General features: G+C 51.2%; 15 protein-coding genes. 3 read left to right on the top strand and 12 right to left on the bottom strand.

The window, feature by feature from the left end:
• Positions 1–50 precede the first annotated feature (50 nt).
• From B7989_RS00865 to B7989_RS00825, 9 genes are all read right to left on the bottom strand, one after another.
• A complete protein-coding gene (locus B7989_RS00865) occupies positions 51–1,415 on the bottom strand; it encodes an aminotransferase class III-fold pyridoxal phosphate-dependent enzyme (protein ID WP_158212836.1) in 1,365 nt (454 codons plus the stop codon).
• Between the two features lie 108 nt (positions 1,416–1,523).
• The gene (locus B7989_RS00860; protein ID WP_088626763.1) at positions 1,524–2,324 is read right to left on the bottom strand and encodes an ABC transporter ATP-binding protein; all 801 of its coding nucleotides are present in this window, start codon (positions 2,322–2,324) and stop codon (positions 1,524–1,526) included.
• A gap of 9 nt (positions 2,325–2,333) precedes the next feature.
• Positions 2,334–3,311, bottom strand: coding sequence for an ABC transporter permease (locus tag B7989_RS00855; RefSeq protein ID WP_088626762.1), 978 nt, complete (start codon positions 3,309–3,311; stop codon positions 2,334–2,336).
• A gap of 63 nt (positions 3,312–3,374) precedes the next feature.
• Positions 3,375–4,421 carry an ABC transporter substrate-binding protein gene (locus B7989_RS00850; protein ID WP_144264928.1) on the bottom strand — a complete coding sequence of 349 codons (1,047 nt, stop codon included), beginning with the start codon at positions 4,419–4,421 and terminating at the stop codon, positions 3,375–3,377.
• An 85-nt stretch (positions 4,422–4,506) separates the two neighbouring features.
• Complete coding sequence (locus tag B7989_RS00845) at positions 4,507–5,061, bottom strand: carboxymuconolactone decarboxylase family protein (protein ID WP_073321672.1); 555 nt, start codon at positions 5,059–5,061, stop codon at positions 4,507–4,509.
• A 230-nt stretch (positions 5,062–5,291) separates the two neighbouring features.
• The gene (locus B7989_RS00840; protein ID WP_088626760.1) at positions 5,292–6,203 is read right to left on the bottom strand and encodes a PLP-dependent cysteine synthase family protein; all 912 of its coding nucleotides are present in this window, start codon (positions 6,201–6,203) and stop codon (positions 5,292–5,294) included.
• Position 6,204: 1 nt separating this feature from the next.
• Positions 6,205–7,365, bottom strand: coding sequence for a PLP-dependent aspartate aminotransferase family protein (locus tag B7989_RS00835; RefSeq protein ID WP_088626759.1), 1,161 nt, complete (start codon positions 7,363–7,365; stop codon positions 6,205–6,207).
• Positions 7,366–7,645: 280 nt separating this feature from the next.
• A complete protein-coding gene (locus B7989_RS00830) occupies positions 7,646–8,314 on the bottom strand; it encodes a histidine phosphatase family protein (RefSeq protein ID WP_088626758.1) in 669 nt (222 codons plus the stop codon).
• Between the two features lie 45 nt (positions 8,315–8,359).
• Positions 8,360–8,902, bottom strand: a complete 543-nt coding sequence (locus tag B7989_RS00825; protein ID WP_088626757.1) for a phosphatase PAP2 family protein — start codon at positions 8,900–8,902, stop codon at positions 8,360–8,362.
• An 83-nt stretch (positions 8,903–8,985) separates the two neighbouring features.
• Here B7989_RS00825 and B7989_RS00820 point away from each other — a divergent pair, with 83 nt between their 5' ends.
• On the top strand, positions 8,986–10,158 hold the full coding sequence (locus B7989_RS00820) for an acetate/propionate family kinase (RefSeq protein WP_073056524.1): 1,173 nt from the start codon (positions 8,986–8,988) through the stop codon (positions 10,156–10,158).
• Positions 10,159–10,291: 133 nt separating this feature from the next.
• On the opposite strand, the gene B7989_RS00815 is transcribed toward B7989_RS00820, so the two are convergent.
• Both B7989_RS00815 and B7989_RS00810 read right to left on the bottom strand, forming a co-directional pair.
• Complete coding sequence (locus B7989_RS00815; RefSeq protein ID WP_088626756.1) at positions 10,292–12,973, bottom strand: Ig-like domain-containing protein; 2,682 nt, start codon at positions 12,971–12,973, stop codon at positions 10,292–10,294.
• A gap of 157 nt (positions 12,974–13,130) precedes the next feature.
• Positions 13,131–14,960 (bottom strand): ATP-binding cassette domain-containing protein, encoded by a 1,830-nt coding sequence (locus B7989_RS00810; RefSeq protein WP_088626755.1) that lies wholly within the window; start codon positions 14,958–14,960, stop codon positions 13,131–13,133.
• Between the two features lie 61 nt (positions 14,961–15,021).
• On the opposite strand from B7989_RS00810, the gene B7989_RS00805 reads away from it, so the two are divergent.
• Both B7989_RS00805 and B7989_RS00800 read left to right on the top strand, forming a co-directional pair.
• Positions 15,022–16,065 (top strand): outer membrane beta-barrel protein, encoded by a 1,044-nt coding sequence (locus B7989_RS00805; RefSeq protein WP_088626754.1) that lies wholly within the window; start codon positions 15,022–15,024, stop codon positions 16,063–16,065.
• Between the two features lie 115 nt (positions 16,066–16,180).
• Positions 16,181–16,993 carry an outer membrane beta-barrel protein gene (locus B7989_RS00800; protein ID WP_088626753.1) on the top strand — a complete coding sequence of 271 codons (813 nt, stop codon included), beginning with the start codon at positions 16,181–16,183 and terminating at the stop codon, positions 16,991–16,993.
• A 172-nt stretch (positions 16,994–17,165) separates the two neighbouring features.
• Here the strand turns inward: B7989_RS00800 and B7989_RS00795 are convergent, their stop codons facing one another.
• Positions 17,166–19,790, bottom strand: coding sequence for a fibro-slime domain-containing protein (locus B7989_RS00795; protein WP_144264927.1), 2,625 nt, complete (start codon positions 19,788–19,790; stop codon positions 17,166–17,168).
• Between the last annotated feature and the right edge of the window lie 18 nt (positions 19,791–19,808).

The raw sequence follows: 19,808 nt of genomic DNA, 5'->3' as shown, positions 1-19,808 counted from the left end.
AAATTAAATGGCGGACTCAATTGAGTCCGCCATCAAGGAATTGGAGATGATTATTTTATTAAACCGTCGGCGTATTCGCTAATCGCTTTGTCCAGACGATCAAAGATTTCATCCAGCTGAGCCTCGTTGATAATCAGCGGAGGAGCCACAATAATCGTGGAGCCGCCGCCCATCGTGAGAATGCCGTAATCGTTGCGGAGTTTCGTGATGAAGTTTCCAAGGAAAGGTTCACCAGCCGCATTCTTGCGAATCACGTCCTTATGATCTTTGCTGTAGCTGAATTCGATGGCTCCGAAAAGGCCCACAGAACGCACGTCACCAACAGAAGGGTGTTTCGCCTTAAGCTCCGCAAGTTTTTTCTTCAAAAGGGGTTCCTGCTTTTTCACATTGCCCTTGACATCCAGGCGGAAATATTCTTCGATACAGGCAATAGCCGCCGCAACGCCCAGCGGATGCGCATTATAGGTAAGCCCTGCAGTAAAGGCATTTTCTTCATAATAATTCGCAATCTTTTCGCTAATGAGCACGCCGCCGAGCGGAGCGTAAGCGCTGTTCACACCCTTTGCAAAAGTAATCAGGTCCGGTTCCACGCCATCGGCCTGGCAGGCGAACCATTCACCCGTGCGCAAGAAGCCGCTCATGACCTCGTCGCACACCATCAAAATTCCGTACTTGTCGCAGATTTCGCGGACACCCTTCAGGTATCCCTTGGGGTAAAGATAAACGCCATTAGAACCGGTGACCGATTCAATAAACACAGCCGCCACCGATTCCGGGCATTCCTGCTGAATCTGATATTCCAGGCGAGAAAGGAAATGCTTGGTCGCTTCTTCCTCACTTGCAAATTTAATGTCGTAACCGTAAAGGTGCGGAGCCGGATACTTGATGAATCCGGGAATCGTCGGGAACAGCGAAGCGCGTTCGCTTTCGCCCGTCAAGCTCGACGCACCGTAAGTGCTTCCGTGATAAGATTCATACTTCGAGAAAATCTTGTCGCGGCCCGTAAACGCCTTCACAAAACGGATGGCAAATTCATTCGCTTCGGAGCCACCCAGCGTAAACAGCACCTTTTTCATGTTCTTCGGCGCAATCTTTTCGATCAAGAGTTCGCTGAGTTCGCCCGCTTCGGCAAAGGCATGACGCGGAGCGATGTAAGCCAAACGTTCCACCTGCTTTTGCACCGCTTCAATAATGTGGCGATTGTTAAAGCCGATATTCACGTTGACCAGTTCCGACGCGATATCGATGTATTCCTTGCCTGCACCATCGTAAACGTAGATACCGTCGGCATGGTCTACAAAGAACGGCTTGTAATCTTTATGGGGGGCATTTGCGAAAGAAAACAGGTTATACTTTCGTGCCTTTTCATAAGAGGCGGCATTTTCTCCCGCCACATAACTAATGTTATTTGACATAGTACTCTCCTTAATTTTGTGAACAAATATAGGTGCGATTTTAGCCGCTGTCCAATACATTGTTTTTAGCGCTCGTTATCAATTTTTCCGATAACAAATCCATCTAGACTAAATGACATATTCCGGCGCCGTATTGGAACGTGCAAGATTAAAGCGCTCTAAAATATTGCGGCGTTTTTCCAGGAACTGCGCCGAGCCTCTTTCACGCGGGAAACTGTCGCGAATTTCAAGCACCTCGCTAATGCGCCCCGGACGCGGCGTCATAATCACGATACGATCAGACAAGTAAAGCGCTTCGTCAATATCGTGAGTCACCAAAATCATCGTGGTATTGCGTTCCTTGCGAAGTTCCAAAAGCAAGTTCTGGATGTCTGCACGGGTAAACGAATCCAGCGCCCCCATGGGTTCATCGAGCAACAAGATTTCAGGATCATTAATCAACGCACGCGCAATTGCCACGCGCTGCGCCATACCGCCACTAATCTGGTGCGGGAAATTCTTTTCGAATCCGCCAAGACCGATTTTTTCGATAAAATCGTGAACCTTATCCTTATTCTGCTTGTAAACGCCACGAATCTTGAGACCCATCGCGATGTTGTCTTCTACCGTGAGCCACGGGAAAAGGCAACCCTGCTGGAACACATAACCGCGCTTGGAATCTGGCCCATGCACCGGTTCGCCATCAAGAATAATCTTGCCCTCTTGAACCGGGTCGAGCCCCGCAATCAAGCGCAAAAGCGTCGTCTTGCCGCAACCCGATGCGCCCAGAATCGAAATGAATTCGCCCTCAAAAACAGAAAGATTGATATCTTTCAAAATCTGTCGCGGTTCGCCCGTGCGTTCATCGATAAAGGAGCGGTTTACTTCGCGAATCTTCAAGATTTTTTCTTTATCTAAAATATCCATCATCAACGCCTCCTATCGCACAACGCCTTTCTGCCAGCGAAGCACATAACGCTGCACCACGCCAACCACCTTCAAAATCGCCGAGAACAGCACAGCCATCACGACAATCGCTGCAAACACCTTGTAATAAGCGCTCCAGACTTTTGAAGTGTTAATGTAGTAGCCAAGACCGCCCGGCTGCCCCATCATTTCGGCCATCACGAGCGTAGTAAAGCCAAACGCAGCCGCCGTCATAATGCCCGTAAAAATCTGCGGCATCGCATGGGGAATCGCAATATGGAAAATCTGGTACAGCTGCCCCGCGCCAAAAGTGCGCGAAAGTTCAAACAGCGACTTCGGCGTACCCTGCACCCCGTCGGCCGTCATGGTCGCCACCGGGAACCAGGAGCAAATCGCTATCAAGAAAGTCGCCGCCGCAAACGAAGTCGGGAAAAGCGTCAAAGCAAAAGGCATCCACGCCACCGCAGGAATCACACCGCAAATGTTGAGCACCGGCAAAATCCAGTAGCGAGCCCTCGGATACCAACCGATCAGTACCCCCGTCAACACGCCTGTCACTACACCCACCGAAAATCCGGCCACGAAAAGGCGCAGCGAATAAAGCGTATTCTGCCAAATGAATTTGGTATCGCCAATAAAGGCGTCCATAATAATCGCAGGCCCCGGAAAGAACGGCTGCGGCAAAAACAGCAACTTGGTTCCGAGAATATCCCATGCCGCAAGAGCCAAGCCAACCGCGAAACGGAACTTCGCGCCCGCGAAAAATTTCGCCACCTTATCTGCACTCGCCTTGCGGACAAACAGCACCACCGTATAGACCGCGTAATAGGCAATAATGGCAAGCAAAACTAAGCGGTATGCCAAATTGTCGTCAACTCTAAACCCGCCAAAAACATATTCCTTGATTCGCACATTTTCGGCCACCTGCGGAAAAAGCAAGTTTACCAAGAAGGCGATCAGGAAACCTGAAATCGTCAAAACAATGTTCATTCAACTCTCCGTAAAATTTTTAAAAATGCGCCCTTGCGGGCGCTAAGCAACAAGGAATTTCGATTACTTGTTCAAATCGACTTCTTCGTACAGGTTCGCGACAAACTGGTCGGGATCCTGCGTGAGGTAGCCAATCTTCTTGAGCTGTTCGCTAAAGTAACGCAAGTCGCCCTTCACGTCGCGGCCAAGAGTCTTGCGCTGTTCCAGCGAAGTGTACACATAGCTCTTGATCAGTTCAACAGCCAGCGGCTTGTCTTCGATTTCGGAATACTTGCCTTCGGCAATAATGTCAACCGTTTCTTCGGGGTGTTCGGCAATCCAGGCTTCCGCCTTGTGAATCGCACGCAGGAGTGCTGCAATCTTTGCCGGTTCTTCCTTCAGAATCTTGGCAGACACATAAATGAAGCAGCAGTAGCGACCGTCAAATACCGGGTCCCTCGCCACATCCATAATCACGTCGGCCTTGCCCGACTTTTCGTAAGCAGAAGCGAGCGGATCCCAAATGGCAGCGGCATCAATCTGGCCCTGTTCCAAAGCTTCAAGAGCCAAGTTACCGTCGGCATAAGGCAAGAACTGCACCTGATTATCTTCGGGCTTCGTCGAGACACCGCCCAGCGAAAGCCAAAGGCTTGCAGCCTGATGCGGCGTGCCACCGATTTCATCGACAGCAATCTTCTTGCCCTTCAAATCAGCAGCAGTCTTGTAGGGCGAGCCCCTCTTTACAAGCACCTTGATGCAACCGATGTGAATACCATCGACAATCTTAATGTCTACGCCGTTTTCAATCGCCTGGAAAAACTGGAAGTCAGAATTCGTGAGCGCATAAGTGCCCTTGCTAAGGCCCAGCTTACGCGTTTCGCCATCAGCGGCGATCAACTTGGCATCAATTCCTTCTTCGGCAAAGAATCCCTTTTCCTTAGCCACGTAGAAAGGCGCACCGCACAAGGAACCGTCCAGAATCGGGAGTTCCAAAGTACCGAACTTGAACTGGGATTTTTCTGCCTGCGGGGCTTCCTGTTTTTCCGCTTTTTCGTTACCGCATGCTCCGGCCAACAGGGCAAAGCCAAATGCGAGCAGGGCGGTCAAATAAACTTTGTAGTTGTTCTTCATCGCAAATACCTCTTTCAAAAAAAGGCGCCCCTGAAAATGGACTTCGAATATTTCCAGGAGCGCCGGGTTGTACGGAGAGTACAAATTACTTGATATTTTCTCTCCAAGTTGCCGGCTTGAACAATTCCTTCAAGGGCAACAGACGCTTGTCAACGTCGACACCCAAGACAGAGTTGAAGTTGTTCGTCGCCTGCATCTGAGCGCCAAAACCAACGATAATGATAATCTGTTCGTCGGTATAGAATTTGCGAAGACCTTCGAAAAGTTCGTCCGGAACCTTTGTCGGATCCTTCACGATCTGCTGGCCCAGCTGCTGCAAAAGCTTCTCGTTTTCCGAAGTTTCGAAGTTGTTCGGATCGAGGCCCAGAGCCTTCAGGTCGCTAATGAAGAACAGCGAGCAGAGAAGGCAGCCGTTCGTCGTAGAAACCGAGTGTGCAAAAATCGTTGCAGCACGCAGACCTACCGTCTTTTCGAGGCTTTCCCAAGCATCGTACCAGCCCATGAAAGCCTTGTAGATACCGTAATCCTGGAGCATCACCAACTTCATGTTGGTCACCTTGCCAGCAGCATCCAACTTTTCGTAAGCAGCCTTTGCTTCGCCAGTCAATTCATTCGGTTGTTTTAAATGTACTCTAGCCATTGTTTATACTCTCCTTGTGGTGCTTCGCACCGATTGTTTTGTTATGCTAGGTTTTATTCCCTACCATTTTTGTAGGCTTTAAGATAGAATAAGATTTTACCCTAGTCAAGGCATAAACACATACTATTTAACTATCGGTTGTTATAAAAGAAAACTATTACATCCGTATCAAAAAAACTCCACCAACCTGGTGGAGTTTTGAAGACAGAGGTAATATCAACTAGTGACTTTTACTCGTACAATCCCTTGCTAAAGTAACGATCGCCGCGGTCGGGGGCTACGAACACGATGTTTCCGCGGGCACCCGAGGCGATGAGCTTTTTGGCTGCGGTGAATGCTGCGCCCGAAGAGGAGCCTGCAATGAGTCCTTCTTTCTTGGCGAGTTCGCGAGCGCCGCCAAAGGCGTCGTCATCGTTAATCTTGATGACCTGATCTACGAGCGACATGTCCATGGTGTCGGCAATGAAATCGTTACCAATTCCTTCGATGTTGTAGTCGCCATGTTCGCCGCCGCCCATAGTAGAACCTACGGGGTCTGCGAGCACGCCCTTGATGTTCGGATTGCGTTCCTTGAGCGCCTTGAGAATGCCGCTGAAGGTGCCGCCACTTCCTGCGCCTGCCACCACGTAGTCAACTTGTCCATCCAAATCTTCGTAGATTTCGGGGCCGGTGGTTTCGTAATGGGCCAGCGGGTTGGACATGTTGCGGAACTGCCTGAGCGATACGGAGCCCGGAATTTGCGTCAGGAGTTCTTCGGCTTTCTTTTCGGCGCCGAGCATTCCGTCTTCACGCGGGGTGTTGATGAGTTCTGCTCCGAGAGCGCGCATGAGCGTCTGCTTTTCTTGCGAGAACTTGGTGGGCACCACGAATATCACACGGATGCCGCGGTTGAGGGCTGCGAAGGCGATGCCGAGGCCGGTGTTGCCTGCGGTGGCTTCGACAATGGTTCCACCCGGTTTCAGGAGGCCCTTTTCAATCGCGTCGTTCACCATGTAAAGGCCGGTGCGGTCCTTCACGCTACCCGAGGGATTCCAGAGCTCCAGTTTGGCAAACAGGTTTACACCTTCGGGGAGTCCCACGTGCGTAAGCTTTACAAGCGGAGTCTTCCCGATTAAAGATTGCATCGATTCATAGTAATGCATATTATGCTTCCTTCGCGGCGTTGATGCCGGCGTTCAAATCCAAGATAATGTCATCGACTTTTTCGATACCTACAGACAAACGAATCAGTCCGTCGGTAATGCCCACCTTTTCGCGAATTTCCTTCGGAATAGAGGCATGGGTCATGGTAGCCGGATGGCATACAAGGCTTTCGACGCCGCCCAAACTTTCAGCCAGTGAAATCAGCTGCAGGGCCTTGAAGAATTTCTTGATGTCGTAACCTTCGTACAGTTCGAACGAAATCATGGCGCCGCCGTTCTTGGCCTGCTTCTTGTTGATTTCGTAACCCTGAGCGGTCGGAAGGCCCGGATAATAAACGTGCTTTACAGCTTCATGCTGTTCCAGGTAGCGGGCGATGCGTTCTGCATTTTCGGTATGACGATCGAGGCGCACGCCAAGAGTCTTGATACCGCGAATCAGGAGGAACGAATCGAAGGGGCCGAGCACCGCACCCACGGCATTCTGATTGAACGCAAGCTTTTCCGCGATTCCTTTATTGTTGGTCACTGCAAGGCCAGCCACCACATCGCTATGGCCGCCCAAGTACTTGGTCGCAGAATGCACCACGATGTCGGCGCCAAGTTCCAGCGGACGCTGCAAATAAGGAGTCATGAAGGTGTTATCGACAATGGTCAAAATTCCGTGCTTCTTGGCGATGGCTGCGACGCCAGCCAAGTCCGTCACGGTCAGGAGCGGGTTTGCCGGGCTTTCGATAAAGAAGGCCTTCACATCGGGCGTCACCTTGGTATCGAGCGTTGCCAAATCGGTCGTATCTTCAATAGAATAGGTAATGCCGAGGTTCTTGAATACTTTGTCCAAAACGCGGAAGGTTCCGCCATAAACGTTGCTAGAGATAATGATGCGATCGCCCTGCTTAAACAGCGAAAGCACCGTAGAGGTAGCCGCCATGCCGCTACCAAAAGCAAAACCTGCCACACCGCCTTCGAGGTCGGCAATCAACGCTTCGAGAGCGGCGCGGGTGGGGTTACCCGTGCGGGAATATTCCCAACCGGTATTTTCGCCGAGACCAGCCTGCTTATAGGTAGAAGTCTGGTAGATAGGTACATTGACTGCACCTGTTACGCTATCGCCATCGATACCGCCGTGAATGAGTTTCGTTTCAATGTATTTTGAATTTGACATTTTTTGAAGTCCTTTAGCGCCTTGCGCCTTTTAATGTTTAAATTCGAATAAAAAATCCCGCTCCGGAGACAAAACCGAGCGGGAATCTGTTTTAGATAAAAGCCTAAAAACTAGTCGCCCGTTCGACATCGACTCCAACAGCAACAACACATGTCCATCATTTTTTGAGTCATTTATATTTTCCTACTGTTTTCATAGGGATAATATAGACAAAAACAATAACGCTGTCAACCAAAAACAGGCTATTTGGTTATACTATTTTTCTTTGGTTTGTTATAGTTTAAAACAATAACCAGCCGGTATCTAGGCCTGTCACGGGCACAATCCGTTTCACATTCTTCTGCGCATCGGTAACCACGGCCATTCCCGTCAAGTAATTCATCCAGCGTTGCGGCGTAAAGGCCATCTTGCAAAAGTGCGTGAGACACGGAACAACCCAAGCATCGTGCGTCGCAAAAATGTTGAAGCGGGCGCCACCCTTTTCAAGCATCATCGAAAGCATTTCTTCAGAACGTGCAGGCAGCGGAGCAAAAGCTTCTTTATCGCCACGCGGGTTACCCTCAGCCTCATTCTTCAGCCATTCGCAAATGCCTTCGTAAAATCCGGCGCGCAACACCTTGGTATATTCGTCGTAATCTTGAACAAAGTATTCCGCCAGGCAATCAAGCGGTTGCACCTGCGGATTTTCAATGCCGCGACCTTTCGCGATACAAGAAGCCGTCTCCATGCAACGCCCTACCGGACTCGAAAAGAAACTCATATCGCCTTCGGCAGGAATGCACTTGCCAAGCGACAAGGCCTGCTCGCGCCCACGCTCCGTAAGTCCAACATGCGCACCGAAATCAGGATCTTCAGGAGTTATATGCCTGCGTTCCCCATGACGAATCAACAGGAATACGCGCTCATCAGATGCAAGCGAATTGAAGAAGGTTGACGCGGGAATGAACATATAAGCCTTATTTGTCTTCCCGGCCTTGAGCCGGGATCTCCTATTCTAAGCAATCATTCCCGAAACCGGAATCCAAATGGCATGCGCAATCGCAAAACTTAAAACGCCCAGCAAGAAACCGCAAATAATATCCGTGAGCCAATGCACGCCAAAATACACGCGTAAAAGCCCCCATGTGAGCGGCAAGAGCATCATGATCCAGCCATACTGCGGTACCGCATAAAACACCGCCGAGGCCACCGCCAAGTTGTTCATGGTATGGCCAGACGGAAAACTGTACTTGTCGAGAGGCGGAACTTCCGCCTTGATTTGCGGGTTCGCCGCAAATGGCCTCGGCCGCTTGGTAGAAAGCTTCACGCCTTCGTACAAGCCAAGCGATACCACCACCGACACCAAAGCCTGCGCCAAAATCGGCCAAAATGCCGACCAGCCCAAATGCAAAAAGAGCACCATCGCAAACGCGCCCCAAATGTAGCCGTCACCCAGGCGCACATAGAACTTGAGGAACTTCGTCGTCTTCGCGGAAAAATGCCGGTTCGTCCAATACACCGACACGCGATTGTCAAACTCTGCAATTTTCTTGAACATCGGGGTAAATGTAGATTTTTCAATTGGCGACGCCACGCCAAAATTCCTATTTTATCAGCTGTTAAAACAAAAAGGATAATACAATGCGCGTACTCGTTCTTAATTGCGGCAGCTCCTCGGTCAAGTTCGCCGTTATCGACACCCAGACCAAAGAATCCATCTCTAGCGGCCTCGTCGAAAACATCGGCGTGAATGGCCACGTCAAGGCCAAGGGCCCCGAAGGCAACATCGACTTCAATTTCGATTGCCCGACTCATGCCGAAGCAGTTGCCGAAGTGCAGAAGTTCCTCGCCGAACAGAAGCTCACCGACACCATCGAAGCCATCGGCCACCGCGTGGTGCACGGCGGCAAGTACGTCAAGAGCGAGCGCGTCACGCAGGAAGTCATTGACTACATCCGCAGCATCACGCTGTTCGCCCCGCTCCACGAACCCGCACACGCCACCGGCATGGAATGCGCCACCAAGTTCTTCCCGGGCCTCCCGCAGGTCGCCGTGTTCGACACCGCCTTCCACCAGACCATGCCGCGCAAGGCCTACCTCTACGGCATCCCCTACAAGTTCTACGAAGAAGACAAAATCCGCCGCTACGGCGCCCATGGCACAAGCCACCGCTTCGTGACCGGCGAAGCCGCCAAGATCTTGGGCAAGAAGCCGGAAGACTGCTGCTTCATTACCGCTCACCTCGGTAACGGTTCCAGTTGCTCCGCCATTTTGAACGGCCAGTGCGTAGACACCACCATGGGATTCACCCCGCTGGAAGGCCTTATCATGGGTACCCGTTCCGGCAGCCTCGACCCGGCAATTCTCTTCTTCATCAGCAAGAAGTACGGCTACGATATCGACCGCCTCGACAAGCTCGTGAACAAGGAATCGGGCCTTCTCGGTCTCTCCGGTCTTTCTAACGACATGCGTACTTTGACGCAGGCCGCAAGCGAAGGCCACGTCGGCGCACAGATCGCTCTCGAAACGTTCGCCTACAGGCTTACCCGCGAAATCGGCGGCATCGCCATGGCACTCCCGCGCATCGACGCACTGGTGTTCACCGGCGGTATCGGCGAGAACAGCAAGCTTGTCCGCAAGATGGCCATGGACAACCTCAAGATTCTCGGCTACCAGATTGACGAAGCCCGCAACGAAAAGAACGGCAAGGAATCCGGCCACATCATCAGTAAGGACGGCACGCCGACCGCGATGGTCGTCGCCACCAACGAAGAACTGCTGATTGCGCTGGATACAGAAGCACTCGTAAAGTAGACGAGAGACGAAAGAACGCCGCTCTGCGGCTACAGACGAGAGAAGGCTCCGCATCGCGGAGCCCTTTCTTTTAAATATCGTTACGAAATATCTCTCGTCTTTCGTCTGTAGGGCCGTAGGCCCGTTCTCTCGTCTATTTGATTGTCCAACTCTGCTTGTTCACTTGCAGGATCTTTCTGCCCTGCACCTGAGCGGCAGCGTTACGCACGTCCGCTTCGCTGACCGGAAGCTTGGCCTTCCACATCACGCGGCCCTGCATATCGAACAGCGCCACGGCGCCGCGGTTTGCGAGGATTGCGCTCTGCCAGTTCATCTTCGGAGCAGCGGCAATCGTCAGCTTGATAGAGGCCTTCGGAGCTTCGTCGGCAATCAGCACCAGCGTGTACTTCACGTAAGTGGAAGCATCTGCAGCCTTCACGTCGAACTTGATTACCGTACCCTTGGCAAGGCTATCCTTGCTTTCGGCAATGAACAGATTGCCTTCCTGTTCCCAGCTCAGTTTTTCTGCCAAAGCCTTGGATTCCGTAATCGTGAAGACCAAGGTGTCGCCATCCGGATCGGTCACGAAGTCATTCAAGTCTATGGTATCTTTCCAGACGCCTGCGCCAATGTACAGGGTATCCAGCAGCTTTTCAAGCACAGGCTTGTCGTTCACGCATTCGATCGAGACCGGAATTGCAACGTCAACGGAGCCGCCGCGAGAGTTCTTGGCCGTCAAGATAAAGTTCGTTTCACCACAGGCGTTCTTCACGGAGGCCAGCACAAAGTACTTCGTCGTCGTGTTCACCACCGGGTTCAGCAGGCTGTCTTCGGAACGAGCCGTAAAGGTCAACTTGCCCTTATCCTTTTCATCCGTGAACCAGTCCTGCAAATCGAGAATTCGAATCTGTTTCGTAGAGAATTCTTCCTTCAGGTTTGCAAAACGCTTGGTAATCGACGGCAGAGAATCTTCAATAAATACAGGCGGCTGTACAATCGTGAGTACCACAGCGGCCAATTCAGAGGAATCGCCCTCTTCGTTAACGACAACGTAGGTGAACACATCTTGTTCGGCAGCTTCGGTAGATTCATAAGTGAACGAACCGTCTGCGGCAAGCGTAACCTTGCCAGCGGCCGCATTGTCCTTCAGAACAGCCGTAAGCTTGGACTTCGCGTTATCGGGGTTCTTGTCATTCTTGAGCACACCTTCGGCAGCAGCAATCTTCGCTACAGTGCCAGCGCTTACGCTATAGGCGTCATCAAGAGCAACCGGCGGATCCGCAACCGGAGTCACCATCACAAAGAACGAGACAGACGCCGTATCCTTGCCGTCAACAGCAAACATCGTCACCTTGGAAACACCATCCGCATTGTCAATCGGCAACAGGTCAATCAAATGGTTCGAACCCATCTTGTTGTACTGAACCTTAATAACACCACTAGACTTCACGTTGACTTTAGCCTCAGCTTCGCCAACAAAATCAGGGTCAACAAAGGCAACGTTTGCAACCGGGATAATGACCGTCGTCGGTTCAAAGTCCTCTTGAACCACAAGGGTATCACCAAGCTTATATTCAGCTTCTCCGAAAGAAATCGTTGAATCAACTATTGCTATAGTGAGCGGGTCATTCACATTGGTCACTTCAATCTTTACTACAGCAACATTGCTAGTCAGCGGGTCATCAGCCTTGGATTCGACCAACTGGTAAGTAAAGGAATCGGCACCAAAGAAGTCCTTTGCCGGCGTATAGGTAAAGCCACCCGTCTTTTCGTTAAAATCCAGTTCACCATGTTCAGTCGTAGAAACAAGCTGCGGAACAAAGTCATCATCGTCCGGATCATAGTCATTGAGCATGACTCCGAGAGACAGCGTCGACTTCACCAACTTGGTTTCTTCCTTAGTCGTGTAGCTGTCATTCACGGCAACCGGCGCATTTTCACGGTCAACCGGAGTCACCGTCAGTACATACCCGGCAGACTTTTTAGTCGCATCAACCGCAATAACCGTCACCGTCGCAGAGCCCGAAGGGTTTGCTCCCGTAACAAGCTTCACAGAACCCGTTTTGGCGTAAAGCGAATCGGCAAGTTTAACAGCGCCCGCTTTTTCAGAAACGATCGACACGGAGTAAGAAACAATGTCTTCATCTTCGTCAGCAAACACCTTGGAGAGGTCAAGTTTCAAGGTGTCGCCTTCGTTCAAGTCCTTTTCTGTCTCCGTGGCGATTAATTCAGGAGCGTGACCGCCGCAAGAGTTACCGAGGGACACTGCCGAAATGGCAATGGTATTCGTTGTCGAGTTACCGGTTTCTGCAGCGAGAGACTGCTTGTACGCGAACTGGAGAGCCTGCTGTGCAGTCAAATCAAAATCAGCCGCATCGCCCCAACCTTCCTGTGTCAAGTCAGCAAAGTCAATAAAGACGGACTTCTGGGCGGTAGACTTGTTCAGGACAACACCGTAATAGTCATAGTCAGAAATAGTCGACTGCTTGAATTCGAGCCTGAACTGAGACGTTGCAGAATAGGTCAGGCAAACACCCTTATAAGCAGCGAGCGAAATTTCGCCCTCGTTCTTGGCCCAAGCAAAGCCCATGCCGGCAGCACTGCTTTCGTTCGTTGCGCTGACAGAAGCCTTTAACGTCTTGTAACCGTGTATGGAATCCGTCACGAACGTGGCTGTAGCCCCGTTTGTAGTCTTAGTCGGATATTTGTACCAGGCTCCTACAGGAGGAACCGTACCATTGCCATCTTCAGCGGACCAAACAGTCGCCGACGCTGCGTAGGCAGAACTTACCAAGGCGCCCATCACGCCCATCCACGAAATCATTTTTTTCATCATATTTGACCTCTTATGATTTCCCAAATTACCATCATTCCAAATCTATATTCTGTGGGCATATAATGCAACTTGGAACAGCACGATTGTAGTGCTTTTTTGTCCACAAACGTAAACTTTTCGAAACAGACTAGGACTGCAAGTCCGACCCTGGCACCCGTCAACCTAGCGAATCAAGTTCTTCGTAGCGTTCGTAAGCCTTTTCGAGCTCGGCTTCGCGGTCCGCGATTTCCTTTTGGAGTTCCACAATACGGGCCGCGTTGGTGAACACCTCGGGCTTGGAAAGTTCCGTCTGGCGTTCGGAAATTTCGGCTTCCAGTTTCTCGATTTTTTCGGGCAAGGCGGCGTATTCGCGCTCTTCGTTGTAACTGCGCTTTTTCTTTTTCGCGGCCGCAGCCCCGGTACTCTGAGGTAGCGCCGCACCGGAATTCTGCGCGGCCCTCGCCTGCTTTTCAGCTTCTTTTTCGGCAGCGATGCGGGCTGCGTTTGCGGCTTCCTTATCGCGGACTTTTTTCTTGGCTTCGTAGTCGCTGTAACCGCCCACCGATTCAAAAACGTTTCCGCCGTCTTCGATTGCCAAGATGCTTGTCGCAACGGAATCCAGGAAGGCGCGGTCGTGGCTTACGGTAAGCACGGTTCCCTTGTAGTCGGCCAGGAGTTCTGCGAGCAGGTCCAAGGTTTCCATATCCAAGTCGTTGGTGGGTTCGTCAAGCACGAGCACATTACTCGGGTGACTGAATAGGCACGCGAGCAGCAGGCGGTTACGTTCTCCGCCACTCAGGGCACTGATCGGGCCACGGGCGCGATCCGCCGAGAAAAGGAAGTCTTGCAGATAACTTAACACATGACGTTTGACGCCGTTCAGCATCACGTACTGCTGGCCGTCGGCAATGTTTTCTACCAGCGACTTGTCTTCGCGGAGGCGGGTACGCATTTGGTCAAAATAGGCGACCTGCAGGTTCGTGCCCAGGCGGATATCGCCGGTATCGGGAGTGAGTTCGCCCAAAATCAGGCGCAAGAGAGTCGTCTTGCCCGAGCCATTCGGGCCCACGATTCCAATGCGGTCTCCGCGGGAAACCTCCGTCGAAAAACTGCTAATGAGGGGCGCACCGTCATAGGAATAGCTCACGTCAGTGAGGCGTGCCACCAGGCGACCCGAACGGTCCGCCTCGGTAATCTGCATGTTCACGTTGCCCGTTCGGGTGCGGCGCGCTGCACGTTCTTCACGCATTTTAATGAGCGCGCGCACGCGGCCCTCGTTCCGGGTCCGCCTCGCTTGGATTCCCTTGCGAATCCAGACTTCTTCTTCGGCCAGGCGCTTGTCGAAAAGTGCATTCGCCTTGTCTTCTTCGGCCAGGGCCTGGTCCCTGAACTGCACGAACTTGTCGTAGGGGAAATCCCAGCTACGAACGCGGCCGCGGTCCAAGTCAAAAATACGGGTAGCCACCCGGCGCACAAAGGTGCGGTCATGGCTTACAAAAAGCAGGGCGCAATTCAGGCGGGTCACGATTCCTTCGAGCCATTGGATAGCCGGAATGTCCAAATGGTTGGTCGGTTCATCCAGCAACAACAGGTCCGGGTCTTGGGCCAGCGCCTGGGCAAAAAGCACACGGCGTTTTTGACCACCGCTCAGGCTGTCGTACAAGGCCTCGGCGTCTATCCCTGTTTTGCCCAGAATCGCCTCGGCGTGGGTATCATGGGTGCCATCGGCAAGCACCCCCTGCATCACCACGTCGCGGACCGTGCCCTCGATATGAGCCGGAATTTCCTGAATCATGCGCGAAATCTTGAGGCCCGACTTCTTGACGATATCGCCCGACTGCACCTCGGCCTCGCCCGAGAGCACTTTCAACAAAGTGCTCTTGCCGCAACCATTGCGGCCGACCAGACAAATCCGGTCGCCGGCCTCGATGTCAAAGCTCACGTTATCGAGCAGGGGTGCATTCGCCCCAATGCGTAAAAGAAGGTTCTGGGCAGAAAGAATCGGCATACGTTCCCAAAAATAAAAAGTTTTACGCATTCTCAAAAAAAATTTTTGTATAATTAAAAGCATGAAAACATTTTCGCTGTCTAACCGCTTCGCTATTGCAATTCTCGCAGGTTCTCTGGCAGTCGCTAACGCATTCGCGCAAGGCGATTTCGAAGGCTCCGGCGAGATACCCGACCCCAACTGCACAGGCGACGGATGCGGGTACGTATCTGCCGATCAAGCCGCCCCGAGCGAAGACGAAGACAGTACGAGCTATTCTTACAGCGACAACGGCTCCACGACCGAAGAAGAGCCCTGGCCCACCTCCACAGAAGAAGCCCCAGCCGACACAACCGCCGCCGCTACTACCACTACCGATAGCGATGACGAAGAAGAAGAGGACGAAGCTCCGGAAGTCGCCACCACGAATATCGACGAAGAAGACGACGAGTCTTCGCACTACATCGAAGAAAATGCCGCCGATTACCGCGCCCGTAAAGAAGGCTTCTCCAAGGGCATGCAGTTCGGCGTCCGCGCCCAGGTCGGCATCAACAAGAACCTCGGCAGCAAGGCCAGCGACTGGAACATCGGTCCCGAACTCGGCGCAGGCATCATGGCCAAGCTTCCGCTCGGCCGTTCCTTTGCCGTATCTACCGAACTCAACTTCAGCTTCCGCCATTACGGCTACGAAGGCAAATCCGAATACAAGCAAATTGACACCGACAGCGACGAAAAGACCTACAGCAAGAACGACGCTACAATCAATGAAATGCTTTTTGAAATCCCGGTCATCGCCCAGTTCGTTTTCGACGAAGACGGATTCTTTATCGGCGTAGGCGCCAACCTCGGCCTAAAGATGAGCGGCGATTCCGAAAACGAGCAGACGATCAACTTTGCCGGCACCAGGATGAAGGAAACCCGTTCCAACACCATACCGACCGTGGGCGTGGAAATCGGCGCCCTTCTTGACGTAGGCTGCGCCATCAACCGCTGGCTTGTCTTGGACCTCCGAGTTATCCAAAACTTTACAAATCTGTTGGATCTTGACCTGATCGCAGAATCCTCCCTGATGCATTCCAAGCTCTACACCATGCATGTAGGCTTCGGCGCAACGTTCCTGCTCTAAAATCGGGGCATTTCGTTACGCCCCCTTATAAGTAAACAAAAATTTCGGCACTATTTTAGGTCCTAGAATTTATTTTATAGGCGGACCTTACGTGCCCTTTTATTATAATTAGACTATGGATTTTAAGAGATTGAGTGTTGCTTTCGCCATGGCTCTGGCATTTTCGATGCCCGCCATGGCTCAAGATGATGATGATGAAGGTTGGGCTACAGCCCCCTCTGCCCAAAGTTCCGGCGACGACCAGTCGTACGACGGCTCTACCGACAGCGAATTTGCGAACGACGAAGAATACGCCAGCGCATACGCTCGTTACAAGGCCGAAACGACCAAGAAATCCGAAATCAACCGCATGCGTAACGAAGGTTTCCAGCGTGCCGTTTTGCTCGGTATTCGCGCCCAGGGCGGTATCAACACCTTCTTTGGCGAAAACTCTGACGGCTGGAAGATCGGCTACCAGGGCGGTGGCGGCCTTCTGCTCAAGATGAACTTCATGGTCAAGAACTTGAGCCTCGTGCCCGAACTGACCTTCAACTACAGACATTACACCTACGAACAAGACATGGATGCTTACACCAACGAAGCAAGCATCGATCTCTTCATGTTCGAAATTCCGATTATCTTCCGCTACACCTTCGAAGATTACGACTTCTACGTGGGCCTGGGTATCAACATGGGCCTCAAGCTGAACGGTTCGTCTGAATTCAAGACCAGCGGTGGCAAGCGTGACAATACGGTCGCTACCTCCGGTATGGAAGTGGGCGGTGCCCTCGACATCGGTTACATGCTCACCCGCTGGGTCAGCGTGGATATCCGCGTGGTACAGTGCTTCACGAGCCTCCTGAACAAGACGCTGGTTGCCGAAGAAGCCTTCTATGATTCTTCGCTCAACACGTTCTATACCACTCTCGGTATAAACTTCATGTTCTAATAAAGACTGCTCGGTTCTATCACATAATTGAAAATGTGATATCACCTCGCTCTCGTAACCACGCCTCGTTAATACGAGGCGTTTGTTACTCACAGAAAGACCGCACGGTTTTACGACAAAGCAATTAAAAAAGGAGCCGCAAGGCTCCTTTCTTTTTTGCATTCAGCAAATCTTACTTGATGGTGAACGGCAGCAGTCCAGACTTCGTCTTCAGGATATAGCGGCCTGCATTGCGGATTTCGATCTTCACGTTCGCAGTCGAGGCAAGGTAACGGCCGATCACGCGGCCCTGCATATCCATCAAGGTCAATTCCGAACCGGGCTTTACACCGGAAACAGTGGCAAGTCGGCCTTCAACGGCAACGTCAATCTTCGCAGGCAGTACAACACTACGCTGTACAACCGTGTGACCCGAAAGCGAATCGTCATCAAAGATATTCTTCACGTCCACCTTGCAAGGCTTCATCTTTTCAATCGTCTCGGACTGGTCCAGGTAGAAATTGCTGAAGATATTCATGTTGCTCATGGTGGTGCGACGGTCACAGAAGAAGATATCGATGTCGTAGGATTTTCCGACAACCAAAGGTTCCCCGTTCTTACCCTTCACGCGGGAAAGGTCAGCATAACCAGGAGCCGCCAAATGCGTACCACCCAAGTCGATTACAAGTTTTCCATCGATAAAGATCCAGATATCGTCATCTCCACGGACACCGAACTTTTGACCTTTCTTATAAGTAAACTTGGCATGGCTTTCGAAACAGAAATGTTGGTTACGCCCAACTTTCGGAGAGAACCATCTCGTTTCAAAAGACATCGCGGACGCATTTATTCCAGCACCACCAACAAGCGTTTCATAGTCCTTGAACAGCGGCCAACCATCGGGAGCATCCATGGGGCAAGACCAACCCCATACGCAAAGTTCGCTTCCAGTTTCCGGTGCGCCCAAGTACTTTGTAAGAGGCGCCGTAAGGTCTTCACCATCGGCAAAAAGTCCAGAGCAATCAATACCCTTATCCCACGCAGGGCCTTTGCAAAGCACGTTCATCTTCGACACATTTTCGACCGAGTCAAGTGCTCGAAGTTTCGAGCCAATAAACACGGGACCTTCTGCGGTGCGCTTAGTTCTTGCAGCAGCAACCGGGCTCCCCACGACAACATCGGCATCCTCAGTTTGTTCAACAGGATAATAGCCGCCAATCACAGGTGCACCAGGAGATGTGTATGCATCCGACAAGAATTCCCACTTGCCCTCATTATTGAGCATAAACGGAATTGCCGAGCAAGTCGTTTCGTTTACGCCTTCGGTCGGATTAAACAACTGGTTAAAGTATTCCGACTTGATAAAGCACTTTTCACCCGTTTTAGAAAGGACCGGCTTATTGTCTGCGCCAAGGACACTGTCTACAATCCCAGGCGTCACACCAATACAAGCATTGATCGCCTCCATGGCAACAGTCTTATCGACATCCTGAGCGGCAGTACCCGAGAGAGCCTGGCAACCTTCGCCGCCCTGAGAATAGCAGGAGAACGCCGGATGAAGACTAGCATCGGTATCATAGACAATTCCCTGCAGTTCCACCGAGCAGATTCCATTTACTTCAGGATTTTTATTATACCAGAATGTCTTGGTCAAATCGTTTGCAACATAAAAGAGTTCTGTCGTCTTCTGAGCCTTAAACAACGAATCAAGATTCAAGCCTTTGGCAAACGAAAGCGCAGAGTTTTCTTTTCCGACAAAAGAAGCATTCGTCGGAATGGATTCTTCAAAGAAGACCGATGTAAACCAACCGCAATTTCTGTCATAGACTTTCACCGTAGACTTTACGCCAGAAGTTCCATTCACGATTACCGGAATTTCACCAAACCAATCTGCGGTTTGGGGCGGAAGCACATGCACACTATACACTTGTTCCGGAGCCTTTGTGCGCACCAGTGTGGAATGTTCCTTCTTGGGATTTTCGAAGACATAAATAGAATCGCTATCGTACAAAGAAAGGTCTATACCAAGCTTGGAGACGTAGTAGCCATAGCTACCATCGCTCACACTGAATTCTTCTGCATAAACATAGCGCACTGCACCATTGGTAAACGCAATCTTCCCATTAAGAGCTCTATAAAGCGTATCCGCAGAAAGAGTATCGTAAACCGTTTCCCTATATGGTACTGAATCAGGCACAGTATAGCTAACGACTGTATCCAACTTGACATTCGCCCTGATATACGGGACCTTCAGTTCGTCATGGGCAACGAACCACCCATCACTTGTCTTTTTCTGGAGTTTGACCGACTCGTTATTAGCAATGACGTAACTTGTTCCCCAATAATCCGGCGCCTTGAAGAATACCGTCGGAGCAGAGAGATCCTTATACATCAGGTCGCCTTTGTCAAAGTCGATATAGAGGTCTTCGTGATTATCAAAATCCTTTGCAGTGAAGATTCTTGAGGACTGGTAGGATTTTTCGTAAACGTAGCTCGCATAGCCCTCATCGTCGACAACCCTCTTTGCCGTGCTATCGAGAATGCTTCTGTAAAAACAGAACGGGGCAATTGTGTCACCCTGAAGGAGCGATTTGACCGATCCAAAAAACCACCCATACTCATCCCTGCTCGAAATAGGGATATCACTTGTACCGATAGCCTTGACCACACCGCTATCATTTTTTGCCGTACAGCCAACGGACAGATACAAAAATTCCGAGACACGGACAGATTTTTTTACATACACATTGCCCGTATAGTTCATTGCAAACGATACCGCCGCAAAACTGAGGGCCGCCACCAAAAACAATCGTCTCACGATTCCTCCTTCTAACAA

Source organism: Fibrobacter sp. UWB5 (genome assembly GCF_002210295.1).
Lineage (GTDB): Bacteria > Fibrobacterota > Fibrobacteria > Fibrobacterales > Fibrobacteraceae > Fibrobacter.
Note: the sequence above shows the minus strand (reverse complement) of the source record. Positions and strands in the feature narration are given on the sequence as shown.

Excerpts from the sequence above, each read along its gene's own strand:
- B7989_RS00815 (WP_088626756.1), bottom strand. The coding sequence starts at position 12,973 with ATGATGAAAAAAATGATTTCGTGGATGGGCGTGATGGGCGCCTTGGTA.
- B7989_RS00830 (WP_088626758.1), bottom strand. The coding sequence starts at position 8,314 with ATGTTCATTCCCGCGTCAACCTTCTTCAATTCGCTTGCATCTGATGAG.
- B7989_RS00800 (WP_088626753.1), top strand. The coding sequence starts at position 16,181 with ATGGATTTTAAGAGATTGAGTGTTGCTTTCGCCATGGCTCTGGCATTT.
- B7989_RS00840 (WP_088626760.1), bottom strand. The coding sequence starts at position 6,203 with ATGCATTACTATGAATCGATGCAATCTTTAATCGGGAAGACTCCGCTT.
- B7989_RS00820 (WP_073056524.1), top strand. The coding sequence starts at position 8,986 with ATGCGCGTACTCGTTCTTAATTGCGGCAGCTCCTCGGTCAAGTTCGCC.
- B7989_RS00860 (WP_088626763.1), bottom strand. The coding sequence starts at position 2,324 with ATGATGGATATTTTAGATAAAGAAAAAATCTTGAAGATTCGCGAAGTA.
- B7989_RS00855 (WP_088626762.1), bottom strand. The coding sequence starts at position 3,311 with ATGAACATTGTTTTGACGATTTCAGGTTTCCTGATCGCCTTCTTGGTA.
- B7989_RS00845 (WP_073321672.1), bottom strand. The coding sequence starts at position 5,061 with ATGGCTAGAGTACATTTAAAACAACCGAATGAATTGACTGGCGAAGCA.
- B7989_RS00825 (WP_088626757.1), bottom strand. The coding sequence starts at position 8,902 with ATGTTCAAGAAAATTGCAGAGTTTGACAATCGCGTGTCGGTGTATTGG.
- B7989_RS00805 (WP_088626754.1), top strand. The coding sequence starts at position 15,022 with ATGAAAACATTTTCGCTGTCTAACCGCTTCGCTATTGCAATTCTCGCA.
- B7989_RS00810 (WP_088626755.1), bottom strand. The coding sequence starts at position 14,960 with ATGCCGATTCTTTCTGCCCAGAACCTTCTTTTACGCATTGGGGCGAAT.
- B7989_RS00865 (WP_158212836.1), bottom strand. The coding sequence starts at position 1,415 with ATGTCAAATAACATTAGTTATGTGGCGGGAGAAAATGCCGCCTCTTAT.
- B7989_RS00835 (WP_088626759.1), bottom strand. The coding sequence starts at position 7,365 with ATGTCAAATTCAAAATACATTGAAACGAAACTCATTCACGGCGGTATC.
- B7989_RS00850 (WP_144264928.1), bottom strand. The coding sequence starts at position 4,421 with ATGAAGAACAACTACAAAGTTTATTTGACCGCCCTGCTCGCATTTGGC.